Origin of the sequence: Mycolicibacter sinensis, assembly GCF_001667375.1 — a bacterium.
Taxonomy (GTDB): Bacteria; Actinomycetota; Actinomycetes; order Mycobacteriales; family Mycobacteriaceae; genus Mycobacterium; species Mycobacterium sinense_A.
In genome coordinates this window covers 88,396-110,947 of the sequence record NZ_LZIN01000052.1, presented here as the reverse complement: position 1 = coordinate 110,947, position 22,552 = coordinate 88,396, and the positions used below count along the sequence as shown (strand labels likewise).

Here is a 22,552-nt window from a genome sequence, read left to right as displayed (position 1 = left end):
GTGCGACGCGCCACCAGCTCACCGATCGCCGCCAACCGGCGCGCCGAGGCCGCAGCCTCCACCCGGGACCACCCGGCGATGGCCGCCACCAGCAGGTTGTCGTCGGCATCCTCCAACGCCTCCGGCCCCGGCAACCCATTATCGAACATGTGTTCGAGTATACATGAATCCACTGACCGTGTTGACTCACCAGAAATGCGCGCGAATGGGCGATTCGTTGCCCCATTGAAAAATGCGCGCTTAGGCCCAATTGATCGGGTTGACCTTGGCCGAGCGCAGGCGGTGACGGAGACGATCGCACCGGACATGCTGGCGAGCAAGCGCGAGACGAGTCGGATTCTGGACGAGTTGTGTGCCACGACGGGTTGACATCGCAACCATGCCCGTAAGGCGCTGAAGTCTTTTGGGGGCTTCGGACAAGTCACTTCCCGGACCTACCAGCAGCGACACTACAACCGGGCACTTGACATAGAGAGGCGCCGTCTACGCTTCGCGGCATGGATCAGCAGGTGCATTTCGTCACCGTCGCTGCAACCGACCTCGATGCCACCCGACGGTTCTACGCTGCCCTGGGCTGGAAACCGCTGCTGGACGTCGAGGGGGAGATCATCTTCTACCAGAGCGCGCCGGGGCAACTGGTGGGCTTTTTCGACGCGGACAAGTTCAACGAAGATCTGGCACTGCCCGGCGACCATCCCCGGGTCTCCGGGGTCACCCTGGCGCACAACGTCAGCAGCCCGCAGGACGTGACCGCGCTGACCGAGGCCATGGCCGCTGCGGGCGGCACCGTCCTCAAAGCGCCGCAACCGGGCCAGTTCGGTGGCGTGTTCCACGCGCATGTCCAAGACCCCAACGGTCTGATCTGGGAGATCGCACACAACCCGAACTGGCGAATCGAGCCCGACGGCACAGTAAAGCTCAGCTGACGTCGTAGGGTTGCGCGGGTAGGAGCGCGAAAGGAACGACACGACGATGCCCACTCTGCTGAGCATGGCGCTGGGCGCGGCGCCGATCTTCGGTGGAGCGCTGCTGACCGCGGCGGCCGGGCAGCTCAAGGGTCCGGATCTGCGGGGGCTGATCAAGCAGGATCTCGACCTGCTCGACCGGATCCCGGCGGAGCAGGCCACGCGGCGCGCCGAGCTGCAACGCACCATCGACGAGCGGGTCGACGACCTGGTCGCCGCGTCCGATCGGGGCCGGGCCCTGCGCGCCGCGGCGCTGTCCTATCAGGGCAACTGGCGCGACGCGGTGCTGTTCCTGTGCTCTGTGCTGTTCACCTACGTCTGGTGGCACATCAACCATGAGCGTGGCAACTGGCTGCCCATGTTCGTGGTGCTGCTCGTCGCATGCGCCACGACCGCGGTCTACGCGTTGCGCGGGACGCTGCGCAGCCTGGCCCACCGCCGTCGGAGCCGGCGATGACGGGCCGCTCATGACGAACGTCGTCGAGATTTCGCGGCAGCACAACCCTTTTCCGGTGACCGGGGTGATCCGCGACCGCACCGGCGTCCCACATTATGAGCAGCTGCCGGCCACCCTGATCGATCTGCTGGCCGAGCAGGCTGAGCGCCGGCCCGACAGTGAGGCCGTGGCGGAGCTCGGTGTCGGGTCGCTGACCTATCGGCAGCTGTGGCAGCAGGCGGCGCGGGTGGCCGGCGGGCTGCGCGCTGAGGGCCTTGGGCGCGGCGACCGGGTCGGCGTGCGCTATCCCGCTGGGCTGCACTGGGTGCTGGCGTTCTGGGGGACCGTGATGGCCGGTGGCATACCGGTGGCCGTCAACACCCGCTCGGCCGCACCGGAGGTCGATTTCGTGCTCGCCGACGCCGGGGTTCGGGTGGATCTGGCGCCGGGCATCCCGCTGCCCGACGGCCAACCCTATGTGGTCGACGGGCTCGAACCGGCCGACATCGCGGCGCTGTTCTACACCTCGGGTACCACCGGGCGGCCCAAGGGGGTGCCCACCACCCACGAGGCGTTCTTGACCAACGCCGAGAACATGATGCGCTCCATGGGCCAGACCCGGCGGCTCGGCGAGGAGATGCGCACCTTGATCTCGGTGCCGCTGTTTCACGTGACCGGATGCAACTCGCAGCTGTTGGCCGCTGCCTACGCCGGGGGTGCGGCGGTGATCATGCCGGCGCTGAGCCTTCCCGAGTTGATCGCCGCCCTTCCGTCGCAACGGATTTCGTCGATGGTGACCGTGCCTGCGGTCTACGCACTGTTGCTGCGGCATCCGGAGTTCGCCCGCGTCGACGTGACCGGGGTTCGCTGGGTCGGCTACGGAGGCGCCCCGACGGCGCCGGCCCTGGTGCGCTCGCTGCGCGAGGCGTTCGGTGCGGCAACGGTGTTCAACGGATACGGCATGACCGAAACGGCGTCGCTGATGACGGTGCTACCGGACTCCGACGCGGTCGCCCACGCGGACTCGGTCGGCTATGCGGTGCCGTCGGGAGATATCGGTGTCGTTCCGATCGGTGATGATCCGGCCACCGGCGAGCTGGTGGTGCGCGGGGCGAATGTGATGAGCGGGTACTGGAAGCGGCCCGACGCCACCGCAGCGGCCATCATCGACGGATGGCTGCACACCGGTGATGTGGTCCGTGTCGACGACGCCGGCCGGGTGCACATCATCGACCGGCTCAAAGACATCATCATCCGCGGCGGCGAGAACGTCTCGAGCGTCGAGGTGGAAGCCGCGCTGCTGTCGGCGCCCGGCGTCGCCGACGCCTGCGTGCTGGCGGTGCCCGACGAGGTGATGGGCGAGAAGGTCGGCGCCGTCCTGCTCGGAGACAATATCGATGTGGCCGCGGTGCTCGACTATTGCCGCGGCCAACTGGCGGACTTCAAGGTGCCGCAATACATCACGGTGGTGGCCGAGGAACTGCCGCGCACCGCCAGCGGCAAACTGCTCAAGGGGCAGCTGCGTGCGCAGGTGCAGTGGGGTGACCCGCTGCGGTGACGACCCCGGTCCCGGCGCCCAAGACGGTGCTGATCGCCAACCGCGGCGAGATAGCGCTGCGGATCGTTCGCACCGCAACCGAATCGGGCTATCGCACGGTGGCCGTCTACGCCGAGGACGACGCCGGCAGCCCACACGTGCACGCCGCAGATGACGCGATCGCGCTGCCCGGCGCAGGTCCCTCGTCCTACCTTGACCAGGCCGCCATCCTGGCCGCCGCAGAGAAGTCCGACGCCGAGCTGATCCATCCCGGCTACGGATTCCTTTCGGAGAATGCGGCATTCGCCCGAGCCATTGAGGCGGGGGGACGCACCTTCGTCGGGCCCGCCCCGGAACTGCTCGAGACCTTCGGCGACAAGTCCGCGGCGCGCCGCGCCGCGATCGGCGCCGGCCTGCCGGTGCCGGCGGCCACCGACGGGGCCGCCGGCACCGAGCAGATCCGGGAGTTATTCCGCGCCCATCCCGGTGGAATCATGGTGAAAGCCTTGGCCGGAGGCGGGGGCCGGGGGATACGCACCGTCCGCGCTGCCGACCAGATCGAGGACGCCTTTCGGTGGTGCGCCGCCGAGGCGCGAGCCGGGTTCGGCGCGCCGACAGTGTTCGCCGAAGAACTCATCGAGGGTGCCCGCCACATCGAGGTGCAGATCGTCGCCGACGGCGTGCGGGCATCGGCGGTGGGTGATCGCGACTGCAGCATCCAGCGCCGCTATCAGAAGCTGATCGAGATCGCACCCGCACCGGGGATCTCCGCCGAATTGCGTACCGAGCTACACCGGGCAGCCGCGCGGCTGTGCTCAACAGTCGGGTACCGGGGGCTGGCGACGGTGGAATTCCTGGTCACCGGAGACGATTTCGTCTTCCTCGAAGTCAACCCGCGCATTCAGGTGGAGCACCCGGTCACCGAGGCCGTCACGGGGCTGGACCTGGTGGCGGTCCAATTCCGGATCGCCGGGGGAGCGACAGTCGACGACTTGGAGCTGCCGGCCGGCGCGCACGGGATCGCGATCGAATGCCGGGTCAACGCCGAAACGGTCGCCGCCGACGGCACGGTGCAACCCTGCGTCGGCACCGTGACGGCGTTCACCCCGCCGAGCGGGCCCGGGATCCGGGTCGACACCTACGCCCGGCCGGGCCTGACCATCGGCCCGCGCTATGACTCGCTGCTGGCCAAGGTGATCACCCACGTGCCCGGCGACTCGTTCGTAGCGGCGTTGCGCAAGGCGCGTACCGCACTGGCGGAGTTGGCCATCGTCGGCGTCGGTACCAATGTGGGGTTGCTGGACGCGGTGTTGGCCGACGAGGCGCTGCGCGACGGCGTCGTGACGACCGGTTGGCTGGACCGCCGACTGCCCGCGCTGGTGGCGGACTTGGCGCCAAGACCCGACGAGCGTCGGCCGCACACAACGGTTCTCGGCGCGGGCGAACAGGTGCTGTACGCGCCGATGGCCGGCACCGTTGTCGAGGTGGCGCCCGACGTCGTGCTGGAGGCGATGAAGATGCAGCACGTGCTTGCTGCTCCCGGCGCGACGGTGCGCGCCCTGGTCACCGTCGGGCAGGTCGTCGGCGCCGGAGACCCGCTGCTGGTGTTCGTTTCGGCAGGTGACCACGACACTGACGGCCCCGATGCCGGCCCAGAGCTGGATTCCCGACGCGGTGATCTCGATGAGGTCATCGAGCGGCACCGGCTCACCCGTGACGAAGGTCGCCCGGAGGCCGTCGCGAAACGGCACCGGCAGGGCCGTCGCACCGCGCGGGAGAACATCGCCGATCTGGTCGATCCCGGCAGCTTCGTCGAATACGGGGCGCTGGCGGTGGCGGCGCAGCGCAGCCGGCGCTCGGAGGAGGACCTGATCACCAACACGCCGGCCGACGGACTGGTCGCCGGGTTGGCGACGATCGGCGCGGCGCCGGTGGCGGTGGCCTCGTACGACTACACCGTGCTGGCCGGTACCCAGGGCATGCGCAACCACGCCAAGACCGACCGGCTCTTCGAAGTGGCTGCCCGCCGGGGACTTCCGGTGGTGCTGTTCGCCGAGGGCGGCGGCGGACGTCCCGGCGACACCGATGTCGCGGGCATGGCCGGGCTGGACCTCATGACGTTTCGCGCGCTGGCCGCGCTGAACGGCCAGGTGCCCCTGGTGGCGGTCGTCTCCGGCCGCTGTTTTGCCGGCAACGCCGCGTTGGCCGGGGTGTGCGACGTGATCATCGCGACTCCGGACGCCAACATCGGCATGGGCGGCCCGGCGATGATCGAAGGCGGTGGGCTGGGCGTGTACCGGCCCGAGCAGATCGGGCCGATCGAGGTGCAGCGCCGCAACGGGGTGGTTGCGCTGGCGGCACGCGATGAGCCGGACGCGGTGGCGCTGGCCAAACGCTACCTGTCCTACTTCGGTGAGGCGGTGACCGACTGGGCCGAACCCGATCCGAGGCTGGCCCGGCACGTGGTGCCGCAGAACCGATTACGCGCCTACGACGTGCGCCGAGCGATCGAGGCGATCGTCGACGCCGATTCAGTGCTGGAACTGCGACCGGATTACGGGGTCGGGGTCGTGACGGCGCTGGTGCGGGTGCACGGCGTGGCCCACGGGCTGGTGGCCAACAACAGCCATCACCTCGGCGGCGCGATCGACGCGGAAGCCGCCGACAAAACCGCCGATTTCTTTGCGCTCTGCGAATCGTTCCGGTTGCCGGTGGTGACGTTGTGCGACACACCGGGATTCATGGTCGGACCGGATGCCGAACGGGAGGCCACCGTGCGCCGGTTCAGCCGGATGTTCATCGCCGGAGCGCGGCTGACGGTGCCGATGGGAATGATCGTGCTGCGCAAGGGCTACGGCTTGGGTGCGATGGCGATGGCGGGCGGGTCGTTTCACGCCCCGCAGTTCACCGTCGCCTGGCCGACCGGTGAGATCGGCGGGATGGGACTGGAAGGGGCGGTGCGGCTGGGGTTCCGCAAGGAACTTGCCCACGTCGCCGATCCCGACCAGCGCCAACAGCTCTTCGACCAGCTGGTGGAGGCGGCCTACCGGCGTGGGCGGGCACTGAGCGCGGCGATGACCTTCGAACTCGACGATGTGATCGACCCGGCGCAATCCCGGGCGTGGATCGCGAGGCTGTCCGACGGCTGAATGTCGGTGCCCCGCGCTACCGTGCGGCCATGGACACGGCCCTGTTGATCCTCCTGACGTCACTCGCGTTGCTGGCGGTGATCCTGCAGGTCGTAGCGCTGCTGCGTCCCGGCGGGGCGATCGCGCCCGAGCAACTCTCCGCGCTGCGCGGCGACAGTGAGCGGGTGGAGCGAACGCTCCGCGAGGAGCAACATGCCGGGCGGGCCGAACTCGCCCAGGCCTTCCACCATTGGCAGACGACGCTGCACCGGTTCGGTGCGGCCCAGCAGGACACCCTGGAGAAGCTGGGCTCCACCCTGGATCGGCAGCTCAAGAGCCTGCAGACCGACAACAGTGCGCAACTGGAGAAGATGCGCGCGACGGTGGACGAGAAGCTGCAGGCGACCCTGGAAACCCGGCTTGCTCAATCGTTCACGCAGATCTCGGAACGCCTGGAAGCCGTGCAGCGCGGTCTCGGTGAGATGCAGACGCTGGCCACCGGGGTGGGCGATTTGAAGCGGGTGCTGACCAACGTCAAGACCCGTGGCATCTTCGGGGAGGCGCAACTGGCCGCGCTGCTGGCCGAGACGCTGACACCCGAGCAGTACGCCACCAACGTGGCCACGGCGCCGGGATCGACTGCGCGGGTGGAGTTCGCGATCCGGTTGCCCGGTGGGACCGGTGCCGGCGAGGTGCTGTTGCCGATCGACGCCAAGTTCCCGCGTGAGGACTTCGAGCGCCTGCTCGACGCGCAGGAGAACGCCGACGCCGCTGGGGAGGCGGCCGCGCGGCAGGCGTTGGTCCGGCGGATCGAGGCCGAAGCCGGAGACATCTGCGACAAATACCTCGCGCCGCCGCACACCACCGACTTCGCGATCCTGTTCCTGGCCACCGAGAGCCTCTACGCCGAAGTGCTGCGCCAGCCGGGGCTGTTCGAGCGGATTCAGGCCAAGTACAACGTCACCCTGGCCGGGCCCACGACGCTGGCGGCCCTGCTCAACAGCCTGCGGATGGGCTTTCGCACGCTGGCGATCGAGCAGCGCAGCAGCGAGGTGTGGCAAGTGCTCGGCGCCGTCAAGACCGAGTTCGGCAAGTTCGCGGCCGTACTGGAGAAGACCCGCAAGCAACTCGACACCGCCCGCAACACCATCGACACCGCCGGCGTCCGTACCCGAGCCATCGAGCGCAAGCTGCGCGGAGTGGAATCACTACCCGAACCGGAGGCCGACGCCATGCTGGCGGACCTCGCCGACTGCGCCGGCCCAATGGACGAACTTGACGTCGGATTCAGTTAGGATCTTCCGATGGACGCCGTTCCGATCGCCCCGGCCCGCCAGCTGCCGGCGACGGTGCGCGGGGCGCGCACGCGGGCGGCACTGGTCGCGGCGGCGCGCAAGGTTTTCGAGCGGGACGGCTATCTCGACGCCAAATTGATCGACATCACCAAAGCGGCCGGCTGCGCCACCGGGTCGTTTTACACCTACTTCGCCAACAAGGAAGAGATCTTCGCCGCCGTCCTCGAGCAGGCGCAGCAGGACATGATGCATCCGGGCATGGGCCGGGTGAGCGGAGCCGATGATCCCTACGCGGTACTCGAGGCGAGCAATCGGGCGTATCTGGAGGCATATCGGCGCAACGCGAGGCTGATGGGGCTGCTGGAGCAGGTGGCTCAGATCGATCCGAAGTTCCGCGCCTTCCGGTCCCAGCGCGCCGATGCGTTCATTCAGCGCAATGCCGCCGGAATCGCCGACCTGCAAGAGCGCGGGTTCGCCGCCGCCGACGTCGATCCGCTGCTGGCATCCCGGGCGCTCTCGGCGATGGTCAGCCGGCTGGCGTACAGCGTCTTCGTGCTCGAGGAGGCCACCGAGGGCGCCGGTGCGGACTTCGAGGTGCTGGTCACCACCGTCACCCGGCTGTGGGCGAATGCCCTGCAGTTCCGCTCGAACAGCAATTGAGTATGAGGCCGGATTCAACTAGGGTCACTGTCGCTGCGAACCCCAAGAGCAAGGATTGCCCATGAAGGTTGCGGAACGGGTCGCCATCGTCACCGGCGGCGGCGGCGGCATCGGCGGCGCGCTGGCGGCGGCGCTCGCCAAGGCCGGGGCGCGGGTGGTGGTGGCCGACCTGGATGCCGATGCCGCGACCGCGGTGGCAGAGGCGATCAACACCGAGCAGCCGGGCGCGGCGGTGGGTTGCGGCGGCGACGTCGCCGACACCGACGTGATCCGGGAGCTGATCGCCACGGCCGAGGGCCACTACGGGCCGGTCGATATGTACTTCGCCAACGCCGGCATCACCGGCGCGCCTGGTCTGGATGCCGGCGAAGCCGACTGGGACCAGGCCATCGACGTCAATCTGCGCGCCCACATCCGCGCCGCGCAGTTGTTGGTTCCCGGTTGGGTGCAGCGCGGTGAGGGGTACTTCGTGTCCACCGCATCGGCGGCCGGTCTGCTCACCCAGCTGGGCGCGGCCGCCTACGCCGTCACCAAGCATGCGGCCGTCGGATTCGCCGAATGGCTCAACATCACCTACGGCGACCAGGGGGTGCGGGTCAGCTGCCTGTGCCCGATGGGCGTCAACACCAAGCTGCTCTACGCCGGTGAGCAATCCGGCGAGGCGCTGGGCGATCTGGCCACCCGCGCGGTCACCGCGGCCGGCGAGGTTCTCGAACCGGCCGCCGTCGCCGACGAGGTGCTCGCCGCCCTCGACGATGAGCGCTTCCTGATCCTGCCGCATCCGGCGGTGCTGGAGATGTACCGGTTCAAGGGAACCGATTACGACCGCTGGCTGCGCGGCATGCGCCGCTACCAGAGCGGCCTGCTCAATACGTAAGTGTCCTAGGTGAGGAGTCGGCATGTCCCTGTTCGATGTCTCGGAGCGCGCAGCCAAATACCGGTCCGATCTGCTGGAGTTCATGAACTCCGCGGTGTATCCGGCCGAGTCGGTCTACGAGACGCAGATGGCCGAGGCCGGCGACCCGCACTTTCAGCCACCCATCCTGGAGGAGCTGAAGGCGCAGGCGCGCGAACGCGGTCTGTGGAATCTGTTTCATCCCCATCCGGAATGGGGGCCGGGGCTGACCAACCTCGAATACGCTCCGCTGGCCGAGATCATGGGCCGCAGTCCGCATCTGGCGCCGGAAGCCTGCAACTGCAGCGCTCCCGACACCGGCAACATGGAGGTGTTCACCCTCTTCGGCAGTGACGAGCACAAGGAGAAGTACCTCAAGCCGTTGCTGGAGGGCACCATCCGGTCGGCGTTCGTGATGACCGAACCGCAGGTGGCCAGCTCGGACGCCACCAACGTGCAGATGTCGATGGCCAAAGAGGGCGATGAGTATATCCTCAATGGCCGTAAGTGGTTCGCCTCCAACGCATTGCACGCCCATTGCAAAGTCATGATCGTGATGGGCAAGACCGACCCCGACACCGCGACCCATCGGCAGCAGTCGATGATGGTGGTGCCCATCGACGCCCCGGGCGTCACCATCATGCGGGGTCTGCCGGTCTTCGGCTACCAGGACCGGGAGGGCCACGCCGAGATCGACTTCCGTGATGTTCGGGTGCCGGCCAAAGACGTGCTCAAGGGCGAAGGCGAGGGGTTCGCGATCGCCCAGGCCCGGCTCGGGCCGGGCCGCATCCACCACTGCATGCGGGCCATCGGCATGGCCGAGCGGGCACTGGAGCTGCTGTGCAAGCGCGCCCAGTCCCGGGTCACCTTCGGCAAGCCGATCTCCGACAACGCCAACATCCGCGACTGGATCGCCGAGGCGCGCATCGACATCGAGATGATTCGCCTGCTCACCCTCAAGGCCGCCTACCTGATGGACACCGTCGGCAACAAGGCGGCGCAGGTCGAGATCGCGGCGATCAAGGTCGCCGCACCCGAAATCGCGCTGAAGATCGTCGACCGGGCCATCCAGGTACACGGTGCCGGCGGCGTCACCGACGACTTCCCGCTGGCAGCCTTCTGGGCGCACCTGCGGACCCTGCGGCTCGCCGACGGCCCCGACGAGGTGCACAAGCGCGCCATTGCCCGCCAGGAACTGGCCAAGTACAAGGAGGCACGATGACCACACCGGACCTGCGGGGACGCACCGCGATCATCACCGGCGGGTCCCGCGGCATCGGTCTGGCGATCGGCCAGCGCCTGGCCGAGGCGGGCGCCAACGTGGTGCTGACCTCACGCGATCAGGACAGCGCCGACGCGGCGGCGGCCCAGGTCGACGGCAACGCGCTCGGGGTGGCCGCGCACGTCGCCCAAGACGATGCCGCGCAGCGCTGCATCGATCTCACCCTGGAGCGGTTCGGCAGCATCGACATCCTGGTCAACAACGCCGGCACCAATCCCGCGTTCGGTCCATTGCTCGACCAGGACCACGCCCGGTTCGCCAAGATCTTCGACATCAACCTATGGGGTCCGCTGCTGTGGACGTCGTGCGCGGTCAAGGCGTGGATGGGGGAGCACGGCGGCGCTGTGGTCAACACCGCCTCCATCGGCGGGCTGAGCTTCGCCCCGCTGATGGGCATGTACAACGCCACCAAGGCCGCGCTGATCCACGTCACCAAGCAATTGGCACTGGAACTCTCACCGAAGGTGCGGGTCAACGCGATCTGCCCCGGAGTGGTGCGCACCAGGCTGGCAGAGGTGCTCTGGAAGGAGCATGAGCAGGCACTGTCCACGGCGATACCGCTGGGCCGGATCGGCGAGCCCGTCGATGTGGCCGACACGGTCGCGTTCTTGGTGTCCGACGCCGCGAGCTGGATCACCGGGCAGACGCTGGTGATGGACGGCGGCCAGATCCTCGGTGACGCAACCGGGTACCGGGCGGGCTCCGGTGGCTGAGGTTGTCGGTGTCGACCCGGCGATGGTGGCGCGCTGGATCGCGCAACTGGGCATTCCGGTCACCCGCCCGCTGAAATTCGAGCGGATCGGGATCGGGCAGTCGAATCTGACCTACCTGGTTTCCGACGCCGCCGATCACCGCTGGGTGCTGCGCCGCCCGCCGCTGGGCAAACTGCTGGCCTCGGCCCACGACGTCGCCCGGGAGGCGCGGATCCTGTCCGCCCTGGAGGACACCGACGTGCCCACCCCGCGGGTGTACGGGCTGATGCGCGATCCGGAAGATACGCCGCTGCTGTTGATGGAGTTCGTCGACGGCGTGGTGGCCGACCGGATGTCGGTGGCCGAGTCGCTGACACCGCAGCGGCGCCGGGAGATCGGGCTGTCAATGCCCAAGACCCTGGCCAAGATTCACGCCGTGGAGATCGACGCCGTCGGCCTCGCTGATCTGGCCAGCCACAAGCCGTACGCCCAGCGTCAGCTCAAGCGCTGGTCCGGTCAGTGGGAGAAATCCAAGACGCGGGAGCTGCCGGCACTCGACGACCTGACCCGGCGGCTGGTCGCGGCGGCCCCGCCGCAGCAGGAACTGACCTTGGTGCACGGCGACTTTCACCTGCGTAACGTGATCACCTCACCGCAGAGCGGGAAGGTCGTCGCCGTGCTGGACTGGGAGCTGTCCACCCTCGGCGAACCGCTGGCCGACATGGGCAGCCTGCTGGCGTACTGGCCGCAGCCCGGCGAGGAGCACATCGCCGGGGAGTTCGTCATCAGCACGCTGGACGGCTTCCCGGACCGCGCCGAGCTGGCCCGGGTGTACTTGGAGCAGACCGGGCGCGACGCGGCGACCCTGCAGTACTGGCATGCTCTGGGACTGTGGAAGGTCGCGATCATCGCCGAGGGGATCGTCCGTCGGGTGCTGGACAACCCGGAGAACAAAGCCGCTGCGGGTACCCCGATCACCGCGTGGATCGATGCGCTTGTGGACAAGGCCCGCGAGGTGGCCGAGCAAGCGGGCATCTGAAAGCGGAGTCCGACCTCGTCGACGGGGTGCCGCGCCGCCGGATCGCGGTGGCGTCGCTGGTCGGCACCACCATTGAGTTCTACGACTTCTACGTCTATGCCGCCGCGGCCGTCACCGTCTTCCCGCACCTGTTCTTCCCGTCGGGAAACGCCCGCGCGGCACTGCTGGCGTCGCTGGCGACGTTCGGACTGGCATTCGTGGCCCGGCCGGTGGGGTCGGTCCTGTTCGGCCACTTCGGCGATCGGCGCGGCCGCAAGACCACGCTGGTCGCCTCCCTGCTGGTCATGGGCGTGGCCACCTTCCTGATCGGGCTGCTGCCGACCTATCACCACATCGGCCTGGTGGCACCGGTGTTGCTGGCCGCCCTGCGGTTCTGCCAGGGGCTGGCCCTCGGTGGGGAATGGAGCGGTGCGGCGTTGCTGGCCACCGAGACCGCCAAACCGGGCCGACGGGCCTCGGCGGGAATCTGGCCGCAACTGGGTGCACCGTTGGGCTTTCTGCTCGCGACCGCGATCTTCCTCTTTCTGCTGCGATGGCCGGAGCAGTTCCTCACCTGGGGGTGGCGGATTCCGTTCCTGCTGAGCGCCGTGATGGTGGTCGTCGGGCTGTATGTCCGGGTACGGCTTACCGAGACCCCGGTTTTCGCGCAAGCCATCGAAACCGGCCAGCGGGTCGTTGCGCCGATCGCCGAGGTGATTCGCGGCAGCTGGCGCCAGCTGATCATCGGCACGCTGGTGATGGTGGCGACCTACACGCTGTTCTACACCGTGACCACCTGGACGCTGAGCTACGGCACCGGCCGGCGCCCGCCCGAGGGCACCGGGCTGGGCTACAGCTACGCCGACTTCCTGGGACTGCAACTGATCGCGGTGCTCTTCTTCGTGGGCGTGCTGCCGCTGTCGGGGGTGCTGGCCGACCGCTTCGGCCGCCGCCCGGTGCTGCTGGTCTTCACCGCGGGAATCATGCTGTACGGAACCACTTTCGGTGCTTTTTTGGCTCCGCACCGATCCGCGGGGGCGATACTGACGTTCCTGATCATCGGGATGACCTTGATGGGGTTGGCATTCGGCCCGATGAGTGCGGTGCTGCCGGAGTTGTTCCCGACCAACGTCCGCTATACCGGCTCCGGTGTCTCCTACAACGCGGCGAGCATTCTGGGGGCGGCGGTGGCGCCGTTCATCGCCACCTGGCTGGCCACCGAACATGGCGTGCGTTGGGTCGGCGGGTATCTGTCGGCCGCGGCCGCGCTGTCCTTCGCTGCGCTGCTGGTGATGCGCGAGACGCGCGACACCGCGCTGGATGGTGTCAATATCGCCGACCACGTCGGGGACGCCCTGCATCCCGGCTGATCCGGTACTGATGTCAGCGGCGTGGCGCGCCGAACCACCTCGCCAACGCGGCCTCCAGTACTGGCTGCTGCCCAGCATCGAAAGCATCTGTCGCCCAAGCAATGTAGCCGTCGGGCCGGATCAGGAGGGCCGCTGCGGGCGGCTCCGGCAGCGCAGCGCGGATGGCGTCGACTCGGCCGGCCCACGGGCGTGCCACGGTTGCCGCGGTGCCGTCGGCCAGGTCGAGCAGCACCGCGCGCCCACGGTGCAACAGCGCGGCGACCCGGCGGCCGTCGTCGAACGTAAGGTCCGGCACCTGCCACCCGGACAGTCGGTGGTCGTCGCCGACGTGGTAGCGGATATCGGTGCCGGCGAGCAGTTCGGCGATGTGCGCCGACACCTGTGGGATGGCGATCAGCTCACCGAAGAGCTCGCGCAGCGCGCCGACCTGGGGCCCGGGCGAGATCAGCGCGGTCTGGGCCATGGAGTGCATCATCACCCGCTGTCCCAGCGGCTGGCGTTCCGACTCATAGGTGTCCAGCAGTCCCTCGGGTGCCCAGCCGTTGATCTGGGCAGCCAACTTCCAGCCGAGGTTGACGGTGTCCTGCAACCCCAGATTCAGCCCCGGCCCGCCCATCGCGCTGTGGACATGAGCCGCGTCGCCGAGCAGCAACACCCGTCCGGCGCGGTAGCGCTCGGCTTGCCGGCTGTTCTGCCCGTCGATTCGGCGGAGCGCATGCGGGCCCGGACCCAACGGTTCGCCCACCGCGATATCGACGTCGAGGATGCGCTGCAGGCTTTCTCGCAGTTCGGTGATCGTCATCGGGCCGCTGTCGGTCGTCGGGCCGAACTCCAGCGTGGCCAACAGTGCCCGGCCGGGCTCGAATTCACCGAACAGCACCATGCCGCGGTCGAACCGGTTGTGGCCATGAGCTATCCGGCCGACACCGGGTATCGCCAGGCTGCGGTCGGCGGCGCGCAGGCTTTCCGGAATCTGCACGTGCGCCAGCCGGGCGACGGTCGGTGCCGTCGTACCCGGAAACGCGATCCCGGCTGTCTTGCGCACTATGCTGCGGCCGCCATCGGCGCCCACCAGATAATCGGTAGCCACCTCGTAGTCGCCGTGCGCGGAGGTGACCGTGGCCAGCACCGTGTCGTCCCGCGCGTCCAGACCGGTGAGCCGGTGGCCCCAGCGCACGGCCACGCCGAGCTCGGCGGCCCGCTCGACAAGCAGCCGCACCAACTGCGGCTGGGCCACCGGCAGCACGTACATCGGATTGGCCCGCGCGTCGCTGAAGCTGAGCGACAGATCCAGTGCCATCCCGGAGAACATCCACGCCGGAACCGGCTGTGGGGGTCCCGCCACGCCACTGAACCTGTTGTAGAGCCCCCGCAGATCGAGCGTCCGAACCACTTGCCCGACAAGGCCGTTGGCCTTCGGCTCAGAGCTGGGTCCGGGCAACCCGTCGAGCACCACTGGCCGGACACCGGCCAGCGCCAGTTCGCACGCCAGCATCAGCCCGTTGGGGCCGGCGCCCGCGATGACGACGGGGGCGTCTGCGGCCATGCTCAGACCTTTCGCCCGACCGGCGGGGGAAGCCCGGCGGCGACGTCGGCGAACGCGGAGCGCAGCAACCGCGGGTAGGCGACCGGCGGATCCAGCGTGGCGTAGGTGTCCATGGTGGCCTCGACGACTGCGTGCAGGACTGCGGCGGCCAGACGCGGAAAGGAGTCGCGGTGCGGATCAGTACCGGTGCGTTCGGCGATCACCGCGACGAACTCGTCAAACAGGGCGCGGGGGAACGCGCCACGAATATCGCTGTTCATCAGGACCTTGCGAACTTCGGCAAGCTCAGCGCGGGTCGGCGTGCTGTTCTCATCGGCTTCCGCGGCGGCGAAGTCGTCTTCGATGGGCCCGAGCACCGCCTCGGTGATCGACGTCCATAGCGCCTCGTCCCCGGGACGCTCACGCAGCAGGGCGATGCTACGTCGCAGACGTTCGGTCTGCCGGTAGGCCAGCGCCTCATACTTGGTGGAGAAGTAATTGCTGAAGGTCCGCAGCGACACCCCCGCGAGGTCAGCGATGTCTTCTCGGGTGACGTTGTCCAAACCGCGTTCGAAGGTCAGTTGCAATGCGGCGTCGGATAGCGCGCGGCGGGTATCGGCCTTCTTGCGCTCTCGCAACCCGGACATGGCGCCACGGTACAGAAATATTGCCTAATAGGCAATAATGCCTAGTGGGCAATTAGGCGCCGGGCCTAGAGCCGCCCAGCGCGTTGCCGAACACCTGCCGCATTGCCGCCCAGTGCCGGGCCGCGGCGTCGGCGTCATAGGGCGCATTGTCGGGGACGGCGAAGCCGTGCGCGGCGGGATAGAACTCGACGGTGTGCTCCACACCGGCGGCGGCCAGCGCGTCGGCCAGCGTCGCGGCGTGGGCCTTGGTGAACGAGGCGTCGTTCTCGGCGCCGGCCACATAGATGGTGGCGCGCATCCGATCGGCCGCCAGGTGCGGGCTGTCCGGGGTGTCGGTGACCAGGCCGCCGCCGTGGAACGACGCCGCCGCTGCCACCCGATCGGGAAGGCGCCCGGCCACCACCACCGAGGTGCGCCCACCCATGCAGTAGCCGCAGACCCCGAACTTCTCACCGCGCACTTCGGGCCGGCCGGCCAGATAGTCGAAGAACGCCGCCGCATCGGTCGCCATCCGGTCGAAGGTGACGCTGCCCAGCATCGACATGAGCCGGCCCCGCTCCTTGGCGTCGCTGAACGCCGTGGCCATGTCGAACGGCGCCCACTCGCCGTGCCGGTAGTACATATCCGGCAGCAACACGGCGTAGCCGGAACCGGCCAGCTCGGCGGCCATCTCGGCGAAGGTCTGCCGCACCCCGCCGGCGTCGGGATACATCACCACGCCGGGCCAGGGGCCGGGGCCCTCCGGGGTGAACAGCTGCACCGGGCAGCGCCCGTCGGGTGTGGTGATGAGGTCGGTTGTTGTGGGCATGGCTTCCGTTGTACTACGTCGCCGCGGCGCTAGGCTGGGCGGCGTGTCGATCGCCACACCCTATGAGGATCTCCTGGCCCTGGTGCTCGAGCGTGGGACCCCGAAGGCCGATCGCACCGGCACCGGCACCCGCAGCCTGTTCGGCCACCAGCTGCGCTACGACCTGTCGGCGGGCTTCCCGCTGATCACCACCAAGAAGGTGCACGTGCGCTCGGTGGTCTACGAGCTGCTGTGGTTTCTGCGCGGCGACTCCAACATCGCCTGGCTGAACGAACACGGCGTCACCATCTGGGACGAATGGGCTTCGGTGACCGGCGATCTCGGGCCGGTGTACGGGGTGCAGTGGCGCTCCTGGCCGGCCCCGAGCGGGGAGCACATCGACCAGATCGCGCGCGCGGTCGAGTTGTTGCGCACCGATCCGAATTCGCGCCGCATCATCGTCTCGGCGTGGAACGTCAGCGAACTGGACAAGATGGCGCTGGCACCGTGCCACGCCCTGTTCCAGTTCTACGTCGCCGACGGGCGGCTGTCCTGCCAGCTGTATCAGCGCAGCGCCGACCTGTTCCTCGGGGTGCCGTTCAACATCGCCAGCTATGCGCTGCTCACCCACATGATGGCCGCCCAGGCCGGGCTGGACGTCGGGGAGTTCGTCTGGACCGGCGGGGACTGCCACATCTACGACAACCACGTCGAGCAGGTGCGCCAGCAGCTGTCCCGAGAAGCCCGCGCCTATCCGAAACTGGTGTTGGCGCATCGGGATTCGATCTTCGACTACACCTTCGACGACATCGGGATCGTCGACTACGATCCGCATCCGGCGATCAAAGCACCCGTGGCGGTATGAGCGCGCTCGCGTTGATCTGGGCGCAGTCGGTGTCCGGAGTCATCGGCCGTGCCGGCGGCATCCCCTGGCGGTTGCCCGAGGACCAAGCGCGCTTTAAGGAACTCACGCTGGGGCATCGGGTGGTGATGGGCAGGCTGACCTGGGAATCCCTACCGGCCTCGGTGCGGCCCCTGCCGGGACGCACCAACGTGGTGGTGACCCGCGACCCGGACTACCGCGCCGACGGCGCCGAGGTGGTCGGCACGATCGACGCTGCCCTGGCCGATGCCGAGACCTGGGTGATCGGCGGCGCACAGATCTACGCGCTGACGCTGCCGCTGGCCACCCGCTGCGAGGTGACCGAGGTCGAGATCGAGCTACCCCGCCAGGACGCGGACGCCGTCGCGCCGGTTCTCGACGAATCCTGGCGGGGCACCTCGGGGCCGTGGCTCAGCAGCGACAGCGGCTTGCGCTACCGGTACCACAGCTACCGTCGCTGATGGCGGTGTCCCGCGCTGGGCTCACGGCTTTGCAGGCGCGCCGGATCGCCGTCGCCGCACAGGGATTCGCGGCGTTGAAGCCGCAAGACGCTGTCACCCGGGCGCACCTGAAGCGACTGATCTCCCGCATCCAGGTGCTGCAACTGGACTCGGTGTCGGTCGCGGTGCGTGCGCACTACGCCCCGGTGTTCAGCCGGCTGGGTCCCTATGACCGCGGCGTGCTGGATCGGGCCGCGTGGAGCCACAGCGCGCGGTCCCCGCGGCTGCTGGTCGAATACTGGGCGCACGAGGCGGCGCTGATGGCCGTCGACGACTGGCCTCTGATGCGCTGGCGGATGGCGCAATACACCCACGGCCGGTGGGGCAACGTAGCGCCCAACCCGGAGCTGGCCGACGATATCGTCGCCGCCATCGCCGAGCTGGGCCCGAGCACCGCCGGGCGGCTCGAGGACCACCTGGCCGCCAGGCCCAAAGGCAGCAAAGGAACCTGGTGGAATCGCAGCGACACCAAGTGGGTGGCCGAGGCGCTGTTCGCCGCCGGCGTGCTGACCACCGCCACCCGGATCGGGTTCGCCCGCCACTACGACCTGGCGCAGAACGTGCTCCCGCCCGATGTGCTCGCCCGCCAGGTCGACGACGACGAGGCGGTGCGGGAGCTGGTGCTGCGGGCGGCAACAGCACTGGGCGTGGGCACCGAGGCCGATCTGCGCGACTACTTCCGGCTCTCAGCCGCCCAGGCCAAACCGGCGATCGCGACGCTGGTGGCTACCGGTGAGCTGGAGCCGGTGGCGGTGACCGGTTGGGATGCGCCGGCCTATCTTCGTGCCGGGCAGACGATTCCGCGGACCGATCGGGGTAGCGCGCTGCTGTGCCCGTTTGACCCGCTGATCTTCTTCCGGCCCCGGGTGCAGCGACTGTTCGGCTTTCATTATCGACTGGAGATCTACACCCCGGCGCACAAGCGCCGATTCGGCTACTACGTGTGGCCGTTCTTGCTGGACGGGGAACTGGTCGCCCGGGTGGACCTCAAAGCCGACCGGACCCGCGACGCCCTGCACGTCGTTGCGGCGTTCGCCGAAGACGGCCGGGACCGGGAGCGGGTGGCGATCGCGCTGCGCGCAGAGCTGGAGTCGATGGCCTCCTGGCTGGGGCTGAACGATATCAGCGTGGGCGAGCGCGGCGATCTGGTCGCCGAGCTACGCCGAACCCGACCACGGCGGTAGACCGCAGCACCGGCTCAGCGGTGCAGGCGCCGGCGGGCGGTTTCGGCCAGCGTGGTGGCGTTTTCGCGGGCCGCGTGCACCCATTCGGTGCCGCGGTCGGCGGCGACTTCGGCGAGCTGCGAGCCCCGCTCGCCGGCCGCCTCCAGTAACGGTCCGGCCTTCTCGCCGACCCGCTCGGCGAGTTCGCGGCCGTGTTCGGCGCCGGACTGCAAGCCGGCGCTGACCCTTTCGCCGACCGTTTCAAGCACCGCATCACCGGAGGTGGTGGGTAGCGCCGTGGCCGCCCGTTCGTAGGCGTGCCGGGCGGCACGCCGGGCCCGCCAGCCCAGCGAGGGTTTTCCTTCGGTGTCCGAGGCCGCGATCATCAACCCGCCGATCAGGCTGACGTCGGTCAGTAATGCTTGGCGCTGTTGGGCCCTGCGCTGCGGGTCGGGCTCCGCCCAGAACATGTGGCCGCCTGCGCTGCCCGGAATGACCGTGCATGCCAGCGCCGCCGCCGCAATCCGCGGCATCCTGCCGCTGGCCAGTAGAAGGCCACCACCGATCTGCACCAGTGCGTTGACTCTGGCGAAAGTTTCGACGTCGGAGGGCACCTTGGCGGCTACCTCGTCCGGTAACTGCTTGAGTCCGTCGAACGCCGGGCGGGCCGTCTGGCCGGCTTGCTGCGGCCGGCGCAACGCCTCCACACCTTGACCGACAAACGCTGCCGCGAGCAGCGGACGAGCGATCCTACGCATCAACACAGGGCCTCCTGGGGAACGCAGTTCCGGCGCCTTTGCTGCGACGCCGGCGAGTCGAAACTCGCCGGCGCCGCATCGCCGGTGGGATTACTGCTCGGCACGCTGGCGCGCCTCTTCGGCTTCGGCCTTGGCCCGAGCCTTCTCGGCCTCGGCCTCTTTGGTCGCGACCTCACGTTGAGCCTCGGCCTTGTCCTGCTGCGCTTGGCCTTCCCGCTTGAGCGAGTCGTCACCGGTCACCGTCCCGGCAGCCTCTTTCACCTTGCCCTTGACGTCTTCGACGACGCCCTTGATGCCGGCTTCGGGTCCACTGTCCTTGTCACTCATGTGGTGCGCCTCTCCTCTCGGTAAAGCCTGAGCGGACGCTGTCGCAGTGCTGGCCGTCCACCCAGCAGGCGGCCCGGTGGCCGCCGATACGCCCGAATACCCGCCGGACTTACGACGTAAACTTGCGCGCCGCCGGATCGCCTCGCCTCGGGTAGTGCGCCCCGGCACCGGATTTCGCTAACCTGGCCGTTAACTGATCGGTGACGCCCTCAACTGGCGTGCGGATCCCAATGGTCGGAAACACGGGATGTGATCGCGTGCGGGGTTCGGTGTCATTGGTTTTCGGTGTTGTCGGTTGCATTCTGGTCGCCGGCTGCGGCAGTAGCGGAGGTGCGGCCAAGCCCGCCGCCAGCGCGCCGACCACGACCACCACGACCGTCACCGTCGCACCGGTGGCCGAAGAAGGCCTGCGGGCACTGTTGCTCAATCCCGACGAGATCAGCCCGGTCATGGGCGTCACCGAGATGAAGGCACACGCTCCGCACGATGTACTGCCCGACGACAGCACCACGATGGAGCCGCGGGAGTGCCTGGCCGTCGACGGAGTCGCGCAGGAACAGGTGTACGCGGGCAGCGGTTTCAGCGCGGTGCGTGAGCAGAGTGTCAGCGACGGCGAAGACAACGCCCATTTTGTCGACCAGGCGGTGGTGCTGTTCCCGACCGCCAAGCAGGCCATGGCGTTTTTCGAGGCCTCCGCCAAGCAGTGGCCACAATGCCACGAGTACACCCACACCCAGAGCGGTTCGGAGTGGAGCGCCGGGCGAATCTCGAACGCCGAGGGCGTGCTGAGCACCGTCGCGACCCAGCAGAACGCCGGCGAATCGGCGTGGCAGGCCTGCGGGCGGGCGCTGGCCGTGGCCAACAACGTCATCGTCGACGTCAACACCTGCAGCACCGACCCGAAGGACTCCGCGGTCGTCATCGCCCGGAAAATCGCCGCGAAAGTGCCGAAGGGCTGACCCCGGGCCCGCACGCCTTAAGGTGAGTGCCGTGGCCGACACAGCGCCGCTGCGCGTGCAACTGATTGCCAGGACCGAGTTCCTCCCACCGCCGGACGTGCCATGGAGCACCGACGCCGACGGCGGGCCGGCGCTGGTCGAGTTCGCCGGCCGGGCCTGCTACCAGAGCTGGTCCAAGCCCAATCCGCGAACCGCCACCAACGCCGCCTACCTGCGCCACATCATCGACGTCGGGCATTTCTCGGTGCTCGAACACGCCGGCGTGAGCTTCTACATCACCGGAATCTCCCGGTCAGCCACCCACGAACTGATCCGGCACCGGCATCTCTCGTTCTCCCAGCTGTCGCAGCGCTACGTCCCCGAACCGGACGCGCGGATCGTGGTGCCCCCCGGCATGGAAGACGACCCGGAACTGCAGCAGATCCTGGCGCAGGCCGCCGACGCCAGCCGGGCCGCCTACACCGCGCTGCTGGATCGGCTGGAAGCCAAATTCGCTGGTCAAAGCAACGCTGTATTGCGGCGCAAACAGGCCCGGCAGGCCGCCCGCGCCGTGCTGCCCAACGCCACCGAAACCCGCATCGTGGTGACCGGCAACTATCGGGCGTGGCGGCATTTCATTGCGATGCGCGCCAGCGAGCACGCCGACGTCGAGATCCGCCGGTTGGCCGTGGAGTGCCTGCGACAGCTCACCGGTGTGGCCCCGGCGGCATTCGGGGACTTCCAGATCAGCGCCCTGGCCGACGGCACCGAAGTCGCGACCAGTCCGCTCGCCACCGAGGTCTGAGCACCTCCGCGGCGCCAGGTAATCTTAGGGCCGTGAGCAGCAGCGGATTCGATGCCAAGGCGCAGCTGGGCACCGTGCTGACCGCCATGGTGACCCCGTTCAGTGCGGACGGTTCGGTGGACACCGACGCCGCTGTACGGCTGGCGAACCGCCTCGTCGACGCCGGCTGCGACGGCCTGGTCCTTTCCGGGACCACCGGCGAGTCGCCGACCACGGCCGACTACGAGAAGCTCACCCTGCTGCGCGCCGTGGTCGAAGCGGTCGGCGACCGGGCCCGCATCATTGCCGGGGCCGGCAGCAATGACACCGAGCACAGTGTCCGGCTGGCCGAGGCCTGCGCCGGGGTGGGCGCCGACGGCCTGCTGGTGGTCACCCCGTACTACTCGCGGCCCTCGCAATCCGGGCTGCTGGCCCACTTCACCGCCGTCGCCGACGCCAGCCCGCTGCCGGTGATGCTGTATGACATCCCGGCCCGCTCGGTGGTGCCGATCGCCCCGGACACCATCTTCGAACTGGCGGAGCACCCGAACATCGTCGCGATCAAGGACGCCAAGGGGGATCTGCACGCCGGAGCGCAGATCATGGCCGAGACCGGACTGGCCTACTACTCCGGCGATGACGCCCTGAACCTGCCGTGGCTGGCGATGGGCGCCACCGGGTTCGTCAGCGTGATCTCGCACTTCGCGGCCGCCCAGTTGCGCGACATGCTGGCCGCCTACGCCGCCGGCGACGTCGAGACCGCCCGCAAGATCAACGTCGCGATCGCGCCGCTGTCCAACGCGATGGCCCGCACCGGCGGGGTGACCTTCGTCAAGGCCGGTCTGCGGCTGCAGGGCTTCGACGCCGGCGAGCCCCGCCTGCCGATGGTGCCCGCGACCGCGGCCGAGATCGACGAACTGGCCCTCGACATGCGCACCGCGTCGGTCCTCGGGTGAGCACGG

The 22,552-nt window shown here is 68.8% G+C and carries 22 protein-coding genes; 17 read left to right on the top strand and 5 right to left on the bottom strand.

All coding sequences use genetic code 11. From position 1 onward, the window contains the following. The first annotated feature begins 497 nt into the window (after positions 1-497). The 11 genes from A5771_RS10530 (at position 498) to A5771_RS10480 (ending at position 13,278) form a co-directional block, all read left to right on the top strand. On the top strand, positions 498-926 hold the full coding sequence (locus A5771_RS10530) for a VOC family protein (protein ID WP_064855154.1): 429 nt from the start codon (positions 498-500) through the stop codon (positions 924-926). Positions 927-972: 46 nt separating this feature from the next. Next, a complete protein-coding gene (locus tag A5771_RS10525) occupies positions 973-1,422 on the top strand; it encodes a hypothetical protein (protein ID WP_064855153.1) in 450 nt (149 codons plus the stop codon). Positions 1,423-1,432: 10 nt separating this feature from the next. Continuing rightward, entirely contained in the window at positions 1,433-2,959 is a 1,527-nt protein-coding gene (locus A5771_RS10520; RefSeq protein ID WP_064855152.1) for a class I adenylate-forming enzyme family protein, read from the top strand. Next, positions 2,956-6,087, top strand: coding sequence for a carboxyl transferase domain-containing protein (locus A5771_RS10515; RefSeq protein ID WP_064855151.1), 3,132 nt, complete (start codon positions 2,956-2,958; stop codon positions 6,085-6,087). The genes A5771_RS10520 and A5771_RS10515 overlap by 4 nt, the downstream gene beginning before the upstream one ends. Positions 6,088-6,116: 29 nt before the next feature. After that, on the top strand, positions 6,117-7,361 hold the full coding sequence (locus tag A5771_RS10510; RefSeq protein WP_064855169.1) for a DNA recombination protein RmuC: 1,245 nt from the start codon (positions 6,117-6,119) through the stop codon (positions 7,359-7,361). A gap of 9 nt (positions 7,362-7,370) precedes the next feature. Continuing rightward, positions 7,371-8,021, top strand: coding sequence for a TetR/AcrR family transcriptional regulator (locus A5771_RS10505; protein WP_064855150.1), 651 nt, complete (start codon positions 7,371-7,373; stop codon positions 8,019-8,021). A 61-nt stretch (positions 8,022-8,082) separates the two neighbouring features. Next, positions 8,083-8,898 (top strand): SDR family oxidoreductase, encoded by an 816-nt coding sequence (locus A5771_RS10500; RefSeq protein WP_064855149.1) that lies wholly within the window; start codon positions 8,083-8,085, stop codon positions 8,896-8,898. A 22-nt stretch (positions 8,899-8,920) separates the two neighbouring features. Then, the gene (locus A5771_RS10495) at positions 8,921-10,138 is read left to right on the top strand and encodes an acyl-CoA dehydrogenase family protein (protein ID WP_064855148.1); all 1,218 of its coding nucleotides are present in this window, start codon (positions 8,921-8,923) and stop codon (positions 10,136-10,138) included. Then, positions 10,135-10,911, top strand: coding sequence for an SDR family oxidoreductase (locus A5771_RS10490; RefSeq protein WP_064855147.1), 777 nt, complete (start codon positions 10,135-10,137; stop codon positions 10,909-10,911). The genes A5771_RS10495 and A5771_RS10490 overlap by 4 nt, the downstream gene beginning before the upstream one ends. A gap of 22 nt (positions 10,912-10,933) precedes the next feature. Next, positions 10,934-11,929: a phosphotransferase family protein gene (locus A5771_RS10485; RefSeq protein ID WP_064855168.1), complete on the top strand. Its 996-nt coding sequence runs from the start codon at positions 10,934-10,936 to the stop codon at positions 11,927-11,929. Beyond that, a complete protein-coding gene (locus A5771_RS10480) occupies positions 11,926-13,278 on the top strand; it encodes an MFS transporter (protein WP_064855167.1) in 1,353 nt (450 codons plus the stop codon). Before A5771_RS10485 ends, A5771_RS10480 begins: the two co-directional genes overlap by 4 nt. 13 nt (positions 13,279-13,291) lie before the next feature. On the opposite strand, the gene A5771_RS10475 is transcribed toward A5771_RS10480, so the two are convergent. From A5771_RS10475 to A5771_RS10465, 3 genes are read right to left on the bottom strand one after another with little or no spacing between them, the layout of a single operon-like run. Continuing rightward, entirely contained in the window at positions 13,292-14,824 is a 1,533-nt protein-coding gene (locus A5771_RS10475) for an FAD-dependent monooxygenase (RefSeq protein ID WP_064855146.1), read from the bottom strand. Positions 14,825-14,826: 2 nt separating this feature from the next. Beyond that, positions 14,827-15,450 (bottom strand): TetR/AcrR family transcriptional regulator, encoded by a 624-nt coding sequence (locus tag A5771_RS10470; RefSeq protein ID WP_064855145.1) that lies wholly within the window; start codon positions 15,448-15,450, stop codon positions 14,827-14,829. 52 nt (positions 15,451-15,502) lie between these two features. After that, positions 15,503-16,258, bottom strand: coding sequence for an alpha/beta fold hydrolase (locus A5771_RS10465; RefSeq protein ID WP_064855144.1), 756 nt, complete (start codon positions 16,256-16,258; stop codon positions 15,503-15,505). Between the two features lie 43 nt (positions 16,259-16,301). On the opposite strand from A5771_RS10465, the gene A5771_RS10460 reads away from it, so the two are divergent. Genes A5771_RS10460 through A5771_RS10450 form a run of 3 tightly spaced genes read left to right on the top strand, consistent with a single transcriptional unit; the run spans position 16,302 to position 18,804 of the window. Then, positions 16,302-17,102 carry a thymidylate synthase gene (locus A5771_RS10460; protein WP_064855143.1) on the top strand — a complete coding sequence of 267 codons (801 nt, stop codon included), beginning with the start codon at positions 16,302-16,304 and terminating at the stop codon, positions 17,100-17,102. After that, entirely contained in the window at positions 17,099-17,581 is a 483-nt protein-coding gene (locus tag A5771_RS10455; protein WP_064855142.1) for a dihydrofolate reductase, read from the top strand. The genes A5771_RS10460 and A5771_RS10455 overlap by 4 nt, the downstream gene beginning before the upstream one ends. Next, on the top strand, positions 17,581-18,804 hold the full coding sequence (locus A5771_RS10450) for a winged helix-turn-helix domain-containing protein (RefSeq protein WP_064855141.1): 1,224 nt from the start codon (positions 17,581-17,583) through the stop codon (positions 18,802-18,804). The genes A5771_RS10455 and A5771_RS10450 overlap by 1 nt, the downstream gene beginning before the upstream one ends. Positions 18,805-18,818: 14 nt before the next feature. On the opposite strand, the gene A5771_RS10445 is transcribed toward A5771_RS10450, so the two are convergent. Together A5771_RS10445 and A5771_RS10440 are read right to left on the bottom strand one after the other, a co-directional pair. Continuing rightward, positions 18,819-19,541 carry a DoxX family protein gene (locus tag A5771_RS10445; protein WP_064855166.1) on the bottom strand — a complete coding sequence of 241 codons (723 nt, stop codon included), beginning with the start codon at positions 19,539-19,541 and terminating at the stop codon, positions 18,819-18,821. A gap of 90 nt (positions 19,542-19,631) precedes the next feature. After that, positions 19,632-19,868 (bottom strand): CsbD family protein, encoded by a 237-nt coding sequence (locus A5771_RS10440; RefSeq protein WP_064855140.1) that lies wholly within the window; start codon positions 19,866-19,868, stop codon positions 19,632-19,634. 269 nt (positions 19,869-20,137) lie between these two features. On the opposite strand from A5771_RS10440, the gene A5771_RS10435 reads away from it, so the two are divergent. From A5771_RS10435 to dapA, 3 genes are read left to right on the top strand one after another with little or no spacing between them, the layout of a single operon-like run. Next, the gene (locus A5771_RS10435) at positions 20,138-20,827 is read left to right on the top strand and encodes a sensor domain-containing protein (protein ID WP_234783019.1); all 690 of its coding nucleotides are present in this window, start codon (positions 20,138-20,140) and stop codon (positions 20,825-20,827) included. Positions 20,828-20,858: 31 nt separating this feature from the next. Continuing rightward, positions 20,859-21,611: an FAD-dependent thymidylate synthase gene (gene thyX / locus A5771_RS10430; protein ID WP_064855165.1), complete on the top strand. Its 753-nt coding sequence runs from the start codon at positions 20,859-20,861 to the stop codon at positions 21,609-21,611. A 32-nt stretch (positions 21,612-21,643) separates the two neighbouring features. Continuing rightward, entirely contained in the window at positions 21,644-22,546 is a 903-nt protein-coding gene (dapA, locus tag A5771_RS10425) for a 4-hydroxy-tetrahydrodipicolinate synthase (protein ID WP_064855138.1), read from the top strand. Positions 22,547-22,552 lie beyond the last annotated feature (6 nt).